Annotated in this window: 19 protein-coding genes; 7 read left to right on the plus strand and 12 right to left on the minus strand. The window is 61.9% G+C overall.

Going from position 1 to position 16,035, the window contains the following annotated elements; genetic code table 11:
• Nucleotides 1–16: 16 nt before the first annotated feature.
• From ACSSVG_RS09210 to ACSSVG_RS09225, 4 genes are read right to left on the minus strand one after another with little or no spacing between them, the layout of a single operon-like run.
• The gene (locus ACSSVG_RS09210; RefSeq protein ID WP_492418545.1) at nt 17–934 is read right to left on the minus strand and encodes an amidohydrolase family protein; all 918 of its coding nucleotides are present in this window, start codon (nt 932–934) and stop codon (nt 17–19) included.
• 13 nt (nt 935–947) lie between these two features.
• Complete coding sequence (gene ligK, locus ACSSVG_RS09215; RefSeq protein ID WP_024819015.1) at nt 948–1,631, minus strand: 4-carboxy-4-hydroxy-2-oxoadipate aldolase/oxaloacetate decarboxylase; 684 nt, start codon at nt 1,629–1,631, stop codon at nt 948–950.
• 19 nt (nt 1,632–1,650) lie between these two features.
• Nucleotides 1,651–2,676 (minus strand): amidohydrolase family protein, encoded by a 1,026-nt coding sequence (locus ACSSVG_RS09220; protein WP_492418547.1) that lies wholly within the window; start codon nt 2,674–2,676, stop codon nt 1,651–1,653.
• Nucleotides 2,673–3,785, minus strand: coding sequence for a 4-oxalomesaconate tautomerase (locus ACSSVG_RS09225; RefSeq protein WP_492418549.1), 1,113 nt, complete (start codon nt 3,783–3,785; stop codon nt 2,673–2,675). Before ACSSVG_RS09225 ends, ACSSVG_RS09220 begins: the two co-directional genes overlap by 4 nt.
• Nucleotides 3,786–4,017: 232 nt before the next feature.
• Here ACSSVG_RS09225 and ACSSVG_RS09230 point away from each other — a divergent pair, with 232 nt between their 5' ends.
• The gene (locus ACSSVG_RS09230; protein WP_492418551.1) at nt 4,018–4,677 is read left to right on the plus strand and encodes a GntR family transcriptional regulator; all 660 of its coding nucleotides are present in this window, start codon (nt 4,018–4,020) and stop codon (nt 4,675–4,677) included.
• 135 nt (nt 4,678–4,812) lie between these two features.
• On the opposite strand, the gene ACSSVG_RS09235 is transcribed toward ACSSVG_RS09230, so the two are convergent.
• Genes ACSSVG_RS09235 through ACSSVG_RS09250 form a run of 4 tightly spaced genes read right to left on the minus strand, consistent with a single transcriptional unit; the run spans nt 4,813 to nt 8,577 of the window.
• Nucleotides 4,813–5,448, minus strand: a complete 636-nt coding sequence (locus ACSSVG_RS09235; RefSeq protein ID WP_492418553.1) for an RraA family protein — start codon at nt 5,446–5,448, stop codon at nt 4,813–4,815.
• 2 nt (nt 5,449–5,450) lie between these two features.
• Nucleotides 5,451–6,461: a Bug family tripartite tricarboxylate transporter substrate binding protein gene (locus ACSSVG_RS09240; protein WP_024819010.1), complete on the minus strand. Its 1,011-nt coding sequence runs from the start codon at nt 6,459–6,461 to the stop codon at nt 5,451–5,453.
• A complete protein-coding gene (locus tag ACSSVG_RS09245; protein WP_024819009.1) occupies nt 6,458–7,981 on the minus strand; it encodes a tripartite tricarboxylate transporter permease in 1,524 nt (507 codons plus the stop codon). The genes ACSSVG_RS09240 and ACSSVG_RS09245 overlap by 4 nt, the downstream gene beginning before the upstream one ends.
• Nucleotides 7,982–7,983: 2 nt before the next feature.
• The gene (locus ACSSVG_RS09250; RefSeq protein ID WP_492418555.1) at nt 7,984–8,577 is read right to left on the minus strand and encodes a tripartite tricarboxylate transporter TctB family protein; all 594 of its coding nucleotides are present in this window, start codon (nt 8,575–8,577) and stop codon (nt 7,984–7,986) included.
• Between the two features lie 152 nt (nt 8,578–8,729).
• On the opposite strand from ACSSVG_RS09250, the gene ACSSVG_RS09255 reads away from it, so the two are divergent.
• The 5 genes from ACSSVG_RS09255 (at nt 8,730) to ACSSVG_RS09275 (ending at nt 13,615) form a co-directional block, all read left to right on the plus strand.
• Complete coding sequence (locus ACSSVG_RS09255; RefSeq protein WP_024819007.1) at nt 8,730–9,572, plus strand: MurR/RpiR family transcriptional regulator; 843 nt, start codon at nt 8,730–8,732, stop codon at nt 9,570–9,572.
• Nucleotides 9,573–9,610: 38 nt separating this feature from the next.
• Nucleotides 9,611–10,771: an MFS transporter gene (locus tag ACSSVG_RS09260; RefSeq protein WP_024819006.1), complete on the plus strand. Its 1,161-nt coding sequence runs from the start codon at nt 9,611–9,613 to the stop codon at nt 10,769–10,771.
• A 749-nt stretch (nt 10,772–11,520) separates the two neighbouring features.
• On the plus strand, nt 11,521–12,471 hold the full coding sequence (locus ACSSVG_RS09265) for an HhH-GPD family protein (RefSeq protein WP_492418557.1): 951 nt from the start codon (nt 11,521–11,523) through the stop codon (nt 12,469–12,471).
• A 123-nt stretch (nt 12,472–12,594) separates the two neighbouring features.
• Nucleotides 12,595–13,077 (plus strand): hypothetical protein, encoded by a 483-nt coding sequence (locus ACSSVG_RS09270; protein WP_492418559.1) that lies wholly within the window; start codon nt 12,595–12,597, stop codon nt 13,075–13,077.
• A gap of 52 nt (nt 13,078–13,129) precedes the next feature.
• On the plus strand, nt 13,130–13,615 hold the full coding sequence (locus tag ACSSVG_RS09275; RefSeq protein WP_492418561.1) for a MepB family protein: 486 nt from the start codon (nt 13,130–13,132) through the stop codon (nt 13,613–13,615).
• Between the two features lie 17 nt (nt 13,616–13,632).
• Here ACSSVG_RS09275 and ACSSVG_RS09280 read toward each other — a convergent pair whose 3' ends face one another.
• Nucleotides 13,633–14,445, minus strand: a complete 813-nt coding sequence (locus ACSSVG_RS09280; protein WP_492418563.1) for a helix-turn-helix transcriptional regulator — start codon at nt 14,443–14,445, stop codon at nt 13,633–13,635.
• A 79-nt stretch (nt 14,446–14,524) separates the two neighbouring features.
• On the opposite strand from ACSSVG_RS09280, the gene ACSSVG_RS09285 reads away from it, so the two are divergent.
• Nucleotides 14,525–15,037: a VOC family protein gene (locus tag ACSSVG_RS09285; RefSeq protein ID WP_492418565.1), complete on the plus strand. Its 513-nt coding sequence runs from the start codon at nt 14,525–14,527 to the stop codon at nt 15,035–15,037.
• 33 nt (nt 15,038–15,070) lie between these two features.
• On the opposite strand, the gene ACSSVG_RS09290 is transcribed toward ACSSVG_RS09285, so the two are convergent.
• The 3 genes from ACSSVG_RS09290 to ACSSVG_RS09300 all read right to left on the minus strand — a co-directional run bounded on the left by ACSSVG_RS09290 (nt 15,071) and on the right by ACSSVG_RS09300 (nt 15,963).
• A complete protein-coding gene (locus ACSSVG_RS09290; protein WP_492418567.1) occupies nt 15,071–15,430 on the minus strand; it encodes a VOC family protein in 360 nt (119 codons plus the stop codon).
• 3 nt (nt 15,431–15,433) lie between these two features.
• The gene (locus tag ACSSVG_RS09295; protein ID WP_024818999.1) at nt 15,434–15,694 is read right to left on the minus strand and encodes a DUF4235 domain-containing protein; all 261 of its coding nucleotides are present in this window, start codon (nt 15,692–15,694) and stop codon (nt 15,434–15,436) included.
• Nucleotides 15,695–15,786: 92 nt separating this feature from the next.
• Nucleotides 15,787–15,963 (minus strand): CsbD family protein, encoded by a 177-nt coding sequence (locus ACSSVG_RS09300; RefSeq protein WP_144653226.1) that lies wholly within the window; start codon nt 15,961–15,963, stop codon nt 15,787–15,789.
• Nucleotides 15,964–16,035: the final 72 nt, after the last annotated feature.

Here is a 16,035-nt window from a genome sequence, read left to right on the forward strand (position 1 = left end):
TGGGACTAGAGGGAGACTAGGCGTCTTCGCCTGGCCAGTAGAGCCGCATGGGATTGGCCACCAGGAGCTTGTGTTGCTGTTCCGGTGTGACCGCAACTTGTGGGATGTAGTCCACCAGCAGGCCGTCATCGGGCATGTGGCCGGTGAGATTGGGGTGTGGCCAGTCCGTGCCCCAGAGGGTTCGGTCCGGGAATTCTTCAATGACTTTCCGCCCGAAGGGAACGGCGTCGGCGTACGCATGTTGTTCGCCGTCCAGGGCGGGAGGACCGCTGACGCTGAGACGTTCCGGGCAGCTGACTTTGACCCAAACATTGTTCTGGTCAACGAACCTCAGGAATCGGCTGAACTCCGGACCGTCCACGGGTTTGGTGACATTCGGCCGCCCCATGTGGTCCACCACCAAAGGGGTTGGGAGGGAACCGAAAAATCCCTCGAGTCCTTCCAAGTCTTCGCCCTCAAAGTAGATGACCACGTGCCAACCCAGAGGGGCGATCTTCCTGGCAATGGTGGCCAGATCTTCCTGGGGTGCGGAACTGACCAGTCGTTTCAGGAAGTTGAATCGAACGCCGCGCACCCCCGCCCTGTGCAGACGGTTGAGTTCGGCATCGGAAATGTCGGGCCGGACGGTGGCGATACCGCGTGCCCGGCCGCCGGCGGCCTGGACGGCATCCACCATGGCGCTGTTGTTAGCACCGTGGCAGGTTGCCTGAACAATCACATTCCGGCTGATGCCGAGGTGGTCCCGGAGCGCAAAAAGATCCTCTTTACCGCCGTCACAGGGGGTGTACTTCCGTTCCGGGGCGAACGGGAACTCCTCCCCCGGACCGAAGACGTGGCAGTGGGCGTCCACAGCTCCGGCGGGAAGCTGGAAACGCGGCGTGGACGGGTTGCTGTACCAGTCCAGCCATCCAGGGGTCTTTGTAAAAGTTTCCACGGTGGTTCCTGTATTAGTCGACATAACGCAGCCCCGCATCGGCCAACGGTCCGCGCATCGAATAGATATCAAGGCCCAGTTCTCCGGCGGCAAAGCGCTGACGCTTGCTCTCTTCATTGTCTTCCCGTTTGCGGGCTGCTTCAGCGACTTCTGCAGCACGGTCAGCCGGGACCACCACGACGCCGTCGACGTCTGCAACCACAACGTCGCCTGGGGTGACCAGGGCGTTGGCGCACACCACGGGAATATTGACTGAACCCAGTGTCGCTTTGACGGTGCCCTTGGAGTTGATGGCGCGGCTGAAGACGGGGAAGTTCATTTCCTGCAGTGTGGCGATGTCCCGGCAGCCGCCGTCGATCACCAAACCGGCAGCACCCCGGGATTGGAGGGAAGTGGCCAGCAGATCGCCGAAGAAGCCGTCATCGCTTTCTGTGGTGCAGGCCGCTACCAGAACGTCGCCGGCCTGGATCTGCTCGGCGGCTACGTGCATCATCCAGTTGTCACCAGGTTGCAGCAGCACTGTAACGGCGGTGCCGCACAGTTTGGCGCCTGGAAACACGGGCCTGATATAGGGGCGCATAAGCCCCAACCGGCCCATGGCCTCGTGAATGGTGCTGACACCGAATTCCGAGAGGGCTTTAACATCAACGTCCGCGGCGCGGGTGACATTGCGGTGGACTACTCCTAGTTCCTGCATGGTTCTGAGCTCCTTGTAGCTAGCGGCCCTGCTGTTTGAGCAGTGCGTTGAGGCGGGGGTAGACGGTACGGGCGTTGTGTTCCTGAATAACTGCGAGATCGGGATCGGTGAGTCCGGCTGCGTCGAGGTACCGGGCAGTGTCATCGAAGTTGTGGCCCGTGCAGGGGTCGACGTCGCGGACGGCGCCGATCATTTCGGACGCGAATAAGACGTTGCGGGTGGGGACGACGTCCAACAGGAGATCGATGCCTGGCTGGTGATAGACGCAGGTATCGAAGAAGACATTGCCCAGCAGATGCTCTTCCAGTGAGGGCTTCCCTATCGCAATGGCCAGCCCACGGAAGCGTCCCCAATGGTAGGGAACAGCTCCCCCGCCGTGGGGAATCACTAGTTTCAGAGTGGGGAAGTCGGCGAAAAGATCGCCCTGGATCAGCTGCATGAATGCCGTGGTGTCGGCATTCAGATAGTGGGCGCCGGTGGTGTGGAAAGCCGGGTTGATGCTGGTACTGACGTGGACCATGCCAGGGATGTCGTATTCCACCATCTTTTCGTAAATGGGGTACCAGTATCGATCCGTCAACGGAGGTGCAGTCCAGTGGCCGCCGGACGGGTCGGGGTTCAGGTTCAGGGCCACAGCACCGTATTCCTCGACGCAGCGGGTCAATTCCGGAATGCAACTCGCCGGATCGACGCCCGGCGACTGCGGAAGCATCGCTGCCGGTACGAAGCGCTCCGGGTACAGCTGGCTGACACGGTAACAAAGTTCATTGCAGATGGCCGCCCACTCAGCGGACGTTTCGAAGGATCCAACATGATGCGCCATGAAGGACGCCCGGGGCGAGAAGACCGTCAGGTCTATCCCACGCTCATCCATGAGCCGCAATTGGTTCCGCTCGATGCTTTCCTGCAGCTCGGCGTCGGAAATCTTCAGCTCCGAGGGACGCGGTGCCAAAGCCGGGTCGCTCAATCCGGCTATCTGGCGGTCGCGCCACTGTCCGAGAGCGGGAGGGGCCGTGGTGTAGTGGCCGTGGATGTCGATAATCATTGTTGGTGCTCCTTGGGCGATTCAGTTGGCGAGTGCCAGAGACGTGAAGGAACCATGACGTCGCCGGCCATGATCAAGCGTGCTGTCCTTAGCAGCGCAGACTTCGTCACGCGCGTGGGATCGGCCGGGTCAAGCTCCAGTTGGACCGTGAATTCGCCGCTGGGGTGTTCGACCGAAACAGCCGGCTTCGCACCGGCGGGCAGAGCCGCCACAGCATGCGCCACAGTTCCGGGCAGCACTGCAGCGGTCGCCACCGTCACGGCGGCCAGTACCCCGATCGACTCATGGCAGGCATGGGGGATAAAGCTGCGGGTTCCGATCGCGCCGCCGCTCGCCGGTGCAGATACGAGCGTCATCTTGGGATAGTTCTTGCCGCTCACGTCGCCGAGTCCCATGAGTTTCCCGCAGTCCAGGCGGAGCGCTTCCAACCGCTCTTTGAGCGCCGTATCAGCGTCAAGTTCGACGACGGGTTCCCGGCCCGTGCGCTCCAGCACGATTGCGTCGATGATCACCAGCGGCTGCCCGTTGTCGATGCAGGTGACGTCCACTGAACCGAAACCCTCGATCTCCACCGTGTCCCGCAGGTTTCCGGTGGGAAGCAATGATGCGCACACCGAGCCGGCTGTATCGAGGAAGTTGATGACTACCGCAGCCGAGGTTCCGGGGACGCCATCGATCCTCGTATCCCCGCCATACTCGACATAGCGGCCTTCCCCACTGGACGGCGTCGAAATGGAAATCTCAGAAATGACCCCTGTGTTCAGTGTGAGAACCCGCGCGGTTGTCGTGTCCTCGACGGGGACCAGCAGCCCGGCTTCGATAGCGAAAGGAACCACAGCTGCCAGCATGTTTCCGCAGTTGGCAGAGGTGTCCACCGTGCTACTCCCGGGCTGCAGCTGCGCGAACAGAAATTCAAGGTCCACACCGTCCTGGTGGCTCACTGCGACAATCCCAGCCTTGCTCGTCAAAGGATGAGCCCCGCCCAAACCGTCGATCTGCCGCTGGTCCGGTGAACCCATTGCTGCCAGAAGAATGGCGTTTCGGGCGTCCACGTCGGCGGGTAGATCGTCAGCGCGGAAGAACGGCCCTTTCGACGTTCCTCCGCGCATAACCCAACACGGGACCGCAAACTGACTGCCGGCTTGGCGGGGGCCAGCTTCCAGTGCCTCTCGGATGACTGTCGGAACCACAGCGTTCCCTTTCGTAGATGGTGATGCAGTACACACAATAGTCGTTGGCAAAATTGTTAGCAATCCCTCTAACTATTTTTCTTGCTTTCAAGCGGCTCATCTCTGTGACGGAATTGTTTACACTGGAGTCAGGCGCGAAGGAGGGTGCATCATGACGACGGTGACCGACTCGAAAGGGCCGTCGCTTTCGGCTCAGCAACTGGTGGAAATCTTGAGGAGAGCCATCGTGAGCGGTGAGCTTGTTCCAAGACAGAGGCTCGTGGAAGCCGATTTGGCTGTCGATTACGGTGCGAGCCGAGGAAACGTGCGCGTGGCTCTGACGGAGCTCAGCGTTGAGGGACTGGTAGAGCGGGTCCAAAACCGCGGTGCCCGCGTCAGGGCGGTTTCCATGGAGGAGGCCATAGAAATCACGGAAGTTCGCGGAGCGTTGGAAGCACTTTGCGCACGAAAAGCCGCGGAGAAGATCAGCGACATTGAGGCTGAAGGACTCAGGACTCTGGCCCGCGAGATGGAGGACACGGTCGCCCGCAATGACCGGGAGGCGTACTCGGCCTGCAACAAGAGACTGCACGCCAAAATCATTGAGATCAGCGCACAGGAAACAGCGGCTGCCACGATTCGGCGACTCAGAGGACAGGCTGTCAGATACCAATTCCAGCTTGCCCGGCAGCCAGGTCGCCCCAGCGTGTCCTTGCCACAACATCTTGCCATCATCGACGCTGTTTGCCGCCAGGATCCCCAGGGGGCTGCAGAAGCCATGAGGCTGCATCTTGAGAGCGTTGCGCAAGCAATTCGAGATTCAAGGCCATAGAACGGCTGACCTTTTCCACATGACTTCCTCATGAGAGCCCTGCCGTCGTTGGTTACCCACGACACGCACCGAAGCCCCGGCCATTCATAGTGGCCAGGGCTCCGGTATCTTCAGTTATTAGGTAGTGATCAAAACCTACGCCACAGGCGCCTCGTAAGAGACTCTCTTCGCGACTTCCCTGGCCTCGATCTTTTCTGCTTCGGCGAGGACGTGCTCTGCTTCCTCGCGCCTGACCACAACGATCCCGTCAGCGTCCCCCACAACGATGTCCCCAGGCGCCACTACAACGCCGTCGATTGCCACCGGCACTTGCAGTCGGCCGGGGCCGAACTTGTACGGCCCCGCCGGTGTCACGGAACGGGCGAACACCGGGAGGCCACAGTCGGCCAGCGCGTCAGCGTCCCGGACGGCTCCGTCGATGACAAACCCTGCAATGCCTTGGTTCCGCGCCCGGATGCCAATCATGTCTCCGATGAGGGCCCGTGATTGGTCGCCGCCGCCGTTGACCACGATTACATGGCCGGGCTGTGCCTCTTCGAGGGCCTTGTGGATGAACAGGTTGTCTCCCTGCCGGGTCCAAACCGTGTAGGCCGGGCCCGCGAGCTTGGCCCCGGTCCATATGGGCGACAGTCCGGAGGCTACCCCGATCCTTTCCTGGGCATCTCCGATGTTGGCCGCCGGAATGGCTCCAAGTCGCCGTACGAGGTCTGCTGTAGTCAGGGAGTGGTGTGTCGGCTGCATGGGTTCGCCGGCCTTTCTGATGGAGTCCACGGTCACTTCTGCTGAAGGAGTTCGGCGATGATGGGCTTGATCTCGGCTTCGCGCTGCTCCCAGAGCTTGCTGACGTCCGCCGCGGAGACCCAGGCAGGCTGTGTAGCTGCGCCCTTCAGCTTTTCCTGAACCGCAGGGGTCTCGGCGGCCTTCTTCAGGGAAGCTTCGAGCTTGGCGACAATCTCCTTGGGAGTCTTGGACGGGACCGATAGCGAGAACGTGCTGGACATGGGTTTGACGTCGTAGCCGGCGCTCTTCAGGGTGGGCACATCCGGCACAAACGAGCTCGGCGTGTCTTCGATGACGGTAAGGAGCTTGATGTCGCCTGATTTGTACTGGCCGAAGAAGCTGGAGACTCCTCCAAGGGCGAAGTCGACTTCGCCGGAGACGATGGCGGCTACCTTATCGGCCCCGCTGTTGTAATGAACGATGTTGAAGTCCAGTCCCAACTGGTCCTCCAACAAGCGCAGGTTGATGTGATCGTCACCGGCGCGCGAGTCCGTGCCCACGGTGATCTTTCCCGGTGCTGCCTTCACGGCGTCGAACAGTTCCTTGATGGACTTGTACTTGCTGTCCTTGTTGACGCCGATCACTACGGAGTTTGTGGCGAAAGAGCCAATGGGGGTGAAACTGCTCCGGTCGAATGCGGCTTTCTTGCTGGGGTCCAGGTAGCGTCCGAGTATGGAGGGAATGTTGGTGTTGACGAAAGTTTGGCCGTCGGGTTTTGCCTGGGCTGCATAGTTCAGTCCGACGACTTGGCTTCCGCCTTCCTTGTTGACCACTTTGATGTTGGCTCCAAGGTCTTCCTGCATTGCCGGTGCCACGATGCGGGCAAGGATGTCATTGCCCGCTCCTGCCGCGGACGGGACGATCCATTCGATGGTGGTCCCCGATTTGGGGAAGTCGACGGCTGCTGCGCTCGTGGTGCTGCCGGCCTGGCCGCCACAGGCAGAGAGCGCCAGGGCCATGGATGCGGCGACGGCCGTGGTGATCAGTGTTGTGGCCTTCTTCATTTCGCAAGCTCCTTTGGTGCGATGGGGGTGGTTGATTTCTTCTTCAGCAGTGATGCGATGAGTGGACGGACGGCGCCGAACAGGATGGCGATGGCTATGACGCCGATGAGGACCAGGCTGATGGGACCCTGGAGGAAGACGCTATAGTCGCCCTGCGACAGTGCCAGGGACCGCTGGAAGTTTTCTTCGAGCAGCGGTCCAAGGATCAGGCCCAGGACCAGCGGGGTGAGCGGAACCTTGGTCAGCTGGAAGATGTATCCCAGGACACCGGCGGCCAGCATGATGAGGATGTCGAAGGCGCTGCCGTTGATGGAGTAGGTGCCCAGGAACATGAAGGCGAGGATTGCTGCCATCAGGTAGTGGAACGGGACTTTCAATACTGCGATCCAAACCCGGGCCAGCGGGACGTTGAGCACCAGCAGGATGAGGTTGCCCACGATGAGGCTGGCGATGATCGCCCATGCCACGTCCGGGTTGTCCCGGAATAACAGCGGCCCTGGGATCAGCCCGTTCATGGTGAACGCTCCGGCCATGATGGCCACCGTTGCCGATGTGGGGATCCCGAGGGTGAACAGCGGAATCATGGAGGACACGGCCAGGGCATTGTTCGCCGATTCCGGACCCGCGATACCTTCCACGGCACCCTTGCCGAACTCGGACCGGTGCTTGGAAAGCTTCTTCTCGGCAGCGTAGGAGGCCAGGGACGTCGCGGCGCCCGGGGACCCGGGGAGAAGTCCCATGAAGAATCCGATGATGGATCCTCGGATGGACGGGAGGGCCGAACGCTGGAGGTCCGTCCGCGTGGGCAGCAGCCTGGCAACCTTGAGGGGGCTGGGGACACCCAACGGCCCCTTCTGCGCTTGTCCGAGGACTTCGCTGAGGCCGAAGACACCCATCACCACAGCTACCAGGCCCAGGCCGTCAAACAGCTCAGGCATATCGAAGGTGAAGCGTGCGATCCCTACACCGGAGTCAACACCCACCGTCGCGATCGCCAGTCCCGCGGCCGCACTGAGCAAAGCCTTGGCAGGATTGTTGCCGGCAAAGCTGGTGATCAGGGCGAAGCCCAGAAGGGAAACGAGGAACAGTTCCGGAGCTCCGAACTCGAGAGCCAGACGGCTGAACGGTGCGACGACGACGAATCCCACCACGCCGATGAGGCCGCCGACGAACGATGCCAGCGCTGCGATGACCAGAGCCGGGCCGCCGCGCCCCTTCTTGGCCATCTGGTAGCCGTCCAAAGTAGTCGCGATGGAGGAGGCTTCGCCAGGGATCCGCAGCAGGACCGCCGTCGTGGTTCCGCCGTAAGCTGCACCGTAAAGGATGGCGGCCAGCATGATGATCGCCGAAGTGGCATCCAGTCCAAAAGTTACCGGTATCAGCAGTGACACGGCGGCCGCCGGGCCGAAGCCCGGCAGGACACCCACCAGCATGCCGAGGACGCACCCCAGAAGGGCAAAGAGAAGGTGTTCAGGAGTGAAGACGGTGGCGAGTCCACCCAGAAGCTGATCGAATCCCATGGCTAGAGTCCCAACCCTGCGAGGAATTCGATGCTGGCGGTGGGCAGTGCCGTTCCGAGCCACACCTCGAAGACCAGACGGGATGCCAATGCGGCGCCAAGTGCGACAACAGCGGCGAGCCAGAGCTTGCGTATACTGACGAAGAAGAGGATGGTCCCGAGCATCAGCGTCATCACCACCGTGTAGCCCAAGAGGGGCAGGAGGAGCGCTGCTCCCAAAAGTGATGCGGTGATGATCCCTACACGGATCCAGCCCTGGCGGTCCGGGAAGTCGCCGGCGTCAGGTTCGTCGCTGTTGTCGTCATCCAGCAGTGCTACTAAAGCGGATTCAGAATCGTGGTGGGGTGGTACGGACTCCTGGGTATCGCCTGCAGGAACTACTGCGATGGTCCGACGGGCTGCCAATAGCTGCCCCGCCCACAGAACACCTGCCAACGCCATGAGCGATCCAGCGACAGTGGGAAAGAATCCGGCGCCAACGCCGGAGGTGTTAGTCATTCCATACCCTGCGCCGACCACAGCCATGGTCAGCCCGCCTGCGACAGCCGCCGCAGCGACCGTCCATTCAAGCGCAACGGGTGCTTGGAGGGTTTGCATCTTCGTTGTCCGCCTCTCTGCGGCAAAGTGGAGAAAATAGTGATGCAGCATTCGCCATCATGACGAACTTGCAACCTTGCACAGGATTGCAGGTTCATGAGAGAGTGTCAAGCATCACAGGAATTTCCGCTGGGCCTCAAAGGAGAGCCATCTTGAGTTTCAAAGCAGTAGTTGCCAGCAGCACCGTCCGCCTCAGCGCCTCGGAAGAACGCGTCATGAACGTGCTCATGTCAGGCACCATGTCCGGCATACCGGCCGCGGAAGTAGCCGAGCGGGCCAAAACTCACGAGTCCACGGTGGTTCGCCTCGCAAAGAAGCTCGGATACCGCGGCTATCCCGACCTGCGGAACGATCTCCGCAAGGACGAAACGGAGATCACCGAACACCACGGCGGCGTCATGCGGGGTGACTCGGGCTACGACCTCTCCGCTTTCGTCGCTGACGAAATCCTGGCCCTGAAGCGTCTTCCCCACTTCGTCCCCCAAGAAGTACTGGATGCTGCCGCTAGGACATTGCATGAATCGCAGACGATCTACTTGTTCTCCCGCGAAGATGACAAGCCAACGCGGGACCTTCTGGCCCGACGCTTGCGGAGGCTGGGCCTGACTACTGTTTCGCTGGGCACGACCCCCAAAGACATGGCCGAACGTTTTGCCAGCTTTGACAGCAACAGCACCCTGATCGGGCTGGCCCTGCGTGAGGCGCCAAGCCAACTCGCCGCACTGGTCTCCGAAGCTGCCCGAAGGGGCGGGAAGACCATCCTGCTTTCGGACGTTCCCGGCTACCGCTTCCGGCCCAGCCCCGATCACCTCATCACGGCCAGGCGGGGTGACGATGGAGAATACCGCACTCAGCTCGTTCCAATTATGCTCGCCTATTCCTTGCAGCTCGCCATTTTCCACCTGGACCCAGCGCGGTATCGGGCGGCACGCGATGCGATCGAGGACCTCACCAGACTGCTCGGTGGCGCAGATGAGATTCCCCTCCGGGCGTGAATGACAGGTGGCGCTTAGCCCTCAGCTCCCAGACGATCATGGCCCAGGCCTCATGGGTGGGCATCCGGCTGATCATCGGATACCGGGCGCTGGCAGAAGGCGCCGACCCCGCCTTCTTGGGACTATTAGCCTCCAGCTTTGCGCTCCCGGCACTGCTGCTGGCACTCACGGCTGGACGGACAGCAGACAAATTTGGCGGCACTGCCGTGGCGTTCACCGGGCTGCTGACTGCAGCCGCCGGAACGCTCACCATGCTGACCCTCCGCGGCCTTCCGGTCCTGCTGATCGCCAGTGCCGTCATTGGCTTGGGGCACCTCATGGTCATGGTGGGCCAGCAGGCTTTTGTCGCCCATATCAGTAAAGGCGGCTCTTCTGACAGCGCCTTCGGGACCCTCACAGCGGCGGCCTCAATTGGCCAGCTCATCGGACCGCCCGCAGTGACCATCATCGCCTCACTGGGTGTCGCGCAAGGAGCCCAGCCAGACACCAGCCTGGGCCTGGTGGTCTGCCTGTGCTTCAGCACCCTGGCGACTCCCGCATATTTCTTTCTCCGCCGAACGGACGCGCGTCTCCGTGAAGGGAGGCGCTCCGTTGCAGGGCCCATCAAAGTCACCCATGTCCTCAAATCCCCGGGACTCTGGCGTTCACTTGTCGTCAGCGGCGCCGTGCTGGTGACCGTTGACCTCATGTATGCCTTTGTCCCGGTCTGGGCCACCGAGCAGAACGTCAGTGCCGCCGCCGTGGGTCTCTTGCTGGCGCTGCGCGCTGCAGTATCGGTTCTTAGCCGGCTTGGTCTTTCACGGCTCATTCATCGCTTTGGCCGCAAGGCCATTCTGGTCATCTCTATGGCGGCTGCCGTCGCCTCCCTGGCCGCACTTCCCTTTGTAGGACCTTGGGGTGCCATTGCTGTCATGGTGGGGCTCGGCCTTGGCCTCGGCATTCCACAGCCCCTGACCATGGCCTGGGTAGTATCCCTGACAGCCACTGCCAATCACGGCGCGGTCCTTGGGCTCCGCATGACCGTCAACAGACTGGCCCAGATCGCCCTGCCACTGGCTGTTGGCTCCTTCGCAGCGCCCTTGGGTGTGCTCGGAATCTTCTGGGCCAACGCCGCCCTCCTGGTCGGCGCCATCGCCGTGGTTGGAGGATCCGACGCTGGCGAAGCCGGGTTCAGTGAATCCAGCGGAGATCCTCTGTGAGGCCCCGTGCCCCAACACTCCGTGTTGGCCAGGTGCTGGAACTGGCTGCCGATGTTTAGTTAGCCCTCACCGGCGGAAGAGCTAGGTCCCGGTGTGAAATCGGGAGGAGATTCTCATTGAAGCGATAGACCAGCGGGGCGGCAATGGTCACGTTCAGGTGCATCAGATCAGAGTCTGAAGTATGTTCCAGATGCCGCACGATGGCTCGAAGTGAATTGCTGTGGGCGACAACGAGAACAGCAAGACCTTGGCTGAGGTCACTTGTGATCTCTGAGTTCCAGTACGGGATGACACGGAGCTTTCGCGCCCATGGGGGAATCGACGCGATGACCCATGCTCACTCTGTGGCGAAATCGGCCTATGAAAACTATGGGCATACTTCGAACTCCGGCTCTGTCGTCACAAGCCCGAGCTTCAGGGTGGGATTTGAGAAGGTCACGAGCGGAAATTTCGCCCTATTCTGCTCTTCTGACAATTGCCAGAGTATGTCTCGGATTTAACCCTGACTCGACCGATCCGCATCGAACATATGGGGGCTTATCGGAGTTAAGCGACTGGGCGGGTCACCACGGCGGCTCGCGTAGATGTTGTTCGGTGCTGCCCCGGTTCGGGCGTGGAGGCCGGTGAGGATCTGGTGTGCAAGAGCGGCGTCCGACCGTCGGCCGAGCCCAGCAGGATTGCCCCCCGTACGCTCGTCGGCCACTCCAGGGACGGCGATGCGTCCGGATTCCACTACAGTGGATGGCAGCATGACACTTCCCGATTCAGGCCCGCTGGCAGGCCTCCACCAAACCCTCGATCAGTGGTTCGCCGAGACTGCCCGCGACCTTCCGTGGCGCGCGCCCGATTGCAGCCCGTGGGGCATCCTGGTCAGCGAAGTGATGCTTCAGCAAACACCCGTCGTCCGGGTGCTGCCGGTGTGGCTCGATTGGATGGAACGCTGGCCCACACCCTCCCACCTTGCCGATGAACCATCGGGCGCAGCCGTCCGCCATTGGGGCCGGCTCGGCTATCCACGCCGTGCCCTGCGGCTGCACGCGGCCGCCGTCGCAATCCGTGAGCAGCACGGCGGCAAGGTTCCTGACACTTATGACGAGCTCCTGAGGTTGCCGGGCGTCGGCAACTACACAGCCGCCGCCGTCGCAGCTTTTGCTTTCGGCCAGCGCGAAACAGTGGTGGATACCAACATCCGGCGCGTCCACGCGCGGCTCATCTCCGGCAGCGCACTCCCGGCTCCTGCTTTGACCGCCGCCGAAATGCGGTTGGCCGACGCCCTCCTGCCCGAGGACCAGGAGTTGTCCGTGCGCTGGAATGCGTCGGTCATGGAACTGGGCGCCATGGTGTGCACCGCCCGCAGTCCCAAGTGCGCAGACTGCCCGGTTCGCTCAAGTTGCGCATGGCTCGCGGCCGGTGAGCCGCCGCCGTCGTACACCCCAAAGGGCCAGTCCTGGCACGGCACGGACCGCCAGGTGCGCGGCGCTGTGATGGCCGTCCTCCGCGAAGCTGCAACCCCGGTGCCCCGCGAGATGTTCGAGCGAGCGCCGGCCGATCTTGGCTTCGCTCCGTCCGGTGTCGGAATCCCGCTCGCCGCACTGCACCGGCTTAACTCCGCGCCAGAACAACTCGAGCGGGCCCTTGAAGGTCTGCTGATGGACGGCCTGGCAGAGATGCACGACGGCGGTTTGCGGCTTCCGGCGTAGCTTCTGCCAGGTGCGGTATCGGTTGGGCAACGGACATCAGGGGGTAGTAACGATGCAGCCCCCTTTTGCCCTGCCCCAGCGGCATTTCAGCGACACCGACGGCCCGAAGTCCTACTCTGAAGCATGGGCAGAATCGGGCTGGCTTTAACTATTGTTGGGACCGCGGCGCTTCTCCCGGGCTGCCTCGCCGAACCCGTGGGTTGTCCGGCGATCGGACACGTGGCCGGCGTTTCCCTGACCGTGGCCGCCGATTATGCTCCTGACGTTGCTTCGCTTCGGTTGAAGACATGCCAGGATGGCATCTGCACTGAAAAGGAACTGATGCTGAACCCCGGGGCCACCTCCGTGGATCAAGGCTGCACACCGGACGGCGTGTGCTCAGCAACATCGTCGCCGGATGGGACTCTCCAGGGCTTCCTTGAGCTTCCAGCCCTCAGTGAGAGTCCCCTTGAGGCAACCGTGACAGGAACTTCCCCGGCTGGTATCGCACTGCCAGTACGCACAGTGACGTTCACACCCAAGGGCGAGTACCCTTACGGCGAACAGTGTGGACGGGTGATTTCCGCGGGCGTGATGCTGGACGGCGAGGGTTTGCGGCAGCGGTAGGGCTGCGGCAGCGGCAGCGGCAGCGGCAGCGGCAGCGACTTAGGATGGGAGCGTGCCCCACCACGATGTCCACCCAGACGTAGCCGAGGCACTGCAGGCCCTCAGTCCGTCGTCGGGGTACTCCTCAATACCGGAGCCGGAGGCCGACAATCGGGAGTACGGTGCGGCTGTCGCCAGTCTCGGGCAAGAACGGATCCGGTTCCGGGTGGGAAAGCTCACCCCCACGAAGGTGGGCTTGTTCGTCGCTGTTTGGCGGCGTGCTCAGGACGGTTCCACCGAACCCTTCCCCGCCGAAGACGGCACCCACCTGATGGTGATTACAGTCCGCGAAGGAACCAGGGCGGGGCATTTCGCCTTCCCAACATCCGTGCTGGTCAAGCACGGGATCGTGTCCGTGAACGGCGCTGGTGGGAAGCGCGGCTTCCGGGTGTATCCACCGTGGTCGGCGGTGAGCAACCGGCAGGCCACCCGAACCCAGCAATGGCAGTGCGCCTATTTCTCTCCTGGAGCAACGGCACCTAAAGCACCGGCGAACTGAGCGGATCCGGTTCCAGGCTAGCCCGGGTTTTCACCCATCGACCGTCGGTACGAACTCGGCGTGAACCCCAGATACTTGCGGAAATCGTTGGTCAGGTGCGCATGGTCTGCATAGCCAAGTTCGACGGCGATCGCGGCAAGGTCCGCTGTTGGGTTGGACCGGGCAAGCTCGGCGGCATCCTGCAGCCTCCGGCGCCGTATGAGGGCAGAAGGACTCAAGCCGACGTACTTTCCGGCAATTCTCTGGAGGGTTCTCGGCGACACTGCAAGACGGGACGCGACGTCCTCCATCAAGAACATGTCGGGCTCGGCCGCGATCACGTCCATCATGCGATTGGCCAGCAAGGCCTCCTCGGAAGCAACACATTCCAGGGAAACCAGCCACGCGGCGAAGGCTTCCACTGCCCGCTCGCGGCGAGCGCCGTCGTCGTGCGTGATGTCACCGGAAGGCGTATTCATGGCCGCCGTCACGGCCGCATGAAGGTCCGCGAGATCCAACACCACTTCCTGATCGCGGAGGGCTGCCGGATTGTCGGTGAACAGTGGCACTGCGGCGGGGCGCAGCAGTGCGCCCACAGCCCAACCCTGGCCCGTCAGGTCCCGGTAAGCGGCCCGGGTTGTAGGGCCGGAGAACTCCACCGCATCGCCCTGCACCACCAGGTTGGATGTTGGGTACGCGATCACGTGTTGACGTGATGAGCGCCCGGGCTCGATGTTCCACTCCGGAATCCAGAACCACTGCACCAGTTGGGCTACGGAAGCGGGGGCGGGAAATCGGTGGAAGGTGGGCAGCCTCGCCGGATAGAGGATGCCCTTAAACGAACCTTCCATTGGAGCCTTTCCCCTTGAGGATTAAAGCTGTCGCGAATCTCCAAGCGCTACGGGGCAAGGTCCCCGTAGCGTCATGACCATGACAGATACTACAAGCACAGAGTCCTTCACAGCAGCCAACGGTGAACACACCACTCATGGCATCCCGAACGGCCTGACCAGCCTCACACCGTTCCTCGCGGTGCCCAACGCCAGGGAGGCCATTGCGTTCTATCGCGAGGTGTTCGGAGCCCGGGTTGTGGGTGAGACCGAGATGGGAGGGGTTGTGGTCCATGCTGAACTCGATTTCGGCAATGGCCATCTGCAACTTGGCGAGCCCAATCCGGAATACCACCTGGTTCCTCCGCCCAGTGGCGAGGATGATTGCTACTCCCTTGGCCTGTACTGCCAGGACGCGGACGGGCTGGTCAAGAAGGCGGAGCAGGCCGGAGCCACCATCCGCGAGCCGCTGTCCACGTTTGTTTCGGGTGACCGTTATGCGAGCATTCGCGATCCGTTCGGCGTCCGCTGGTCCATCATGACGCGCGTCGAGGACCTTTCTGAAGAAGAGAGCAACCGCCGCGTTGATGAGTGGGCCGCCCAGCAGGGCTGAATTCCCTGCGGGGCCAAGCCCTGCGGGCCTCCGCTACGTGAGGCAGAGGCAGAATGGATGTCCGGCCGGGTCAAGGAGCACCCTGAACGTTTCGCCTGGCTGGTGGTCGGCTTTGCTCGCGCCAAGGGAAAGCGCAACTTCCTCGCCCTTGTCCAAATCCTCCACGATCATGTCCAGGTGCATTTGCTGCGGGATGGTCTGCCCCGGCCATTTGGGCGCTTGGTACACCTCAACTTGCTGGAAGGATATGCAGTTGCTGCCGTCGGCGGGCCGGATATCAAACCAGTCGCCTTTATCCTCTACTTCCCAGCCGAAGAGCTCGCCGTAGAAGGCGGCCAAGGCAGCAGCGTCAGGACAATCGATAACGACACTCGGGTATTTAGCTATAGCCATGTGTTAAACCTCGTCTGCAGTCTTCTTCATACGGGCCAGGGCGCTCTTGGTGCCCCGCTGGGTGAGGACGTGAACTATGGCGCCGACACCTGCGGAAACTACCGCGAAGACCAACACGCCCGGGAGTGAGTCACTGAGGTCCGTGCTGTCTTTGGGGGCAGGCTTGCCGGTCTTCTTCTCCCAGAGGCCTTCCAGCGTCTTGTTTGCGAGCGCGCCGGCGCCGAGGCCAATTGCCAGGCCAAACACTTTTACCAGTATGTTCACGAAAAAGATCCTCCATCAGATAGCAGGCCCCGTATCGAGGCCCCACACAACAAGACAGGGCCACTGCAATCGCAGCGGCCCTGTCCACATTCCTAGTCCTTCTTGAACGCGTCCTTCAGCTTCTCGCCGGCGCCCTTGAGGTCTGCTTTGACCTGGTCGCCCTTGCCTTCTGCTTCGAGGCCCTTGTCGTCCGTCAGCTTGCCTGCAGCTTCCTTGGCCTTGCCGCCAAGCTTCTCGCCGGCATTCTCCATCTTGTCGTCGGCACCCATGGTCGCACCTCTTTCGTAGTAGGAACCTTGTACCTCTACAACACCACTAATCAGCATACTTAGCAATATTTG

This window comes from Paenarthrobacter sp. E2MeOHC11 (genome assembly GCF_058744955.1).

Coding starts and splice junctions, on each gene's coding strand:
- ACSSVG_RS09230 (WP_492418551.1), top strand. CDS start 4,018: ATGACGACGGTGACCGACTCGAAAGGGCCGTCGCTTTCGGCTCAGCAA.
- ligK (WP_024819015.1), bottom strand. CDS start 1,631: ATGCAGGAACTAGGAGTAGTCCACCGCAATGTCACCCGCGCCGCGGAC.
- ACSSVG_RS09245 (WP_024819009.1), bottom strand. CDS start 7,981: ATGGGATTCGATCAGCTTCTGGGTGGACTCGCCACCGTCTTCACTCCT.
- ACSSVG_RS09280 (WP_492418563.1), bottom strand. CDS start 14,445: ATGGAAGGTTCGTTTAAGGGCATCCTCTATCCGGCGAGGCTGCCCACC.
- ACSSVG_RS09240 (WP_024819010.1), bottom strand. CDS start 6,461: ATGAAGAAGGCCACAACACTGATCACCACGGCCGTCGCCGCATCCATG.
- ACSSVG_RS09285 (WP_492418565.1), top strand. CDS start 14,525: ATGACAGATACTACAAGCACAGAGTCCTTCACAGCAGCCAACGGTGAA.
- ACSSVG_RS09270 (WP_492418559.1), top strand. CDS start 12,595: ATGGGCAGAATCGGGCTGGCTTTAACTATTGTTGGGACCGCGGCGCTT.
- ACSSVG_RS09265 (WP_492418557.1), top strand. CDS start 11,521: ATGACACTTCCCGATTCAGGCCCGCTGGCAGGCCTCCACCAAACCCTC.
- ACSSVG_RS09300 (WP_144653226.1), bottom strand. CDS start 15,963: ATGGGTGCCGACGACAAGATGGAGAATGCCGGCGAGAAGCTTGGCGGC.
- ACSSVG_RS09220 (WP_492418547.1), bottom strand. CDS start 2,676: ATGATTATCGACATCCACGGCCACTACACCACGGCCCCTCCCGCTCTC.
- ACSSVG_RS09225 (WP_492418549.1), bottom strand. CDS start 3,785: ATGCGCGGAGGAACGTCGAAAGGGCCGTTCTTCCGCGCTGACGATCTA.
- ACSSVG_RS09290 (WP_492418567.1), bottom strand. CDS start 15,430: ATGGCTATAGCTAAATACCCGAGTGTCGTTATCGATTGTCCTGACGCT.
- ACSSVG_RS09250 (WP_492418555.1), bottom strand. CDS start 8,577: ATGCAAACCCTCCAAGCACCCGTTGCGCTTGAATGGACGGTCGCTGCG.
- ACSSVG_RS09260 (WP_024819006.1), top strand. CDS start 9,611: ATGGCCCAGGCCTCATGGGTGGGCATCCGGCTGATCATCGGATACCGG.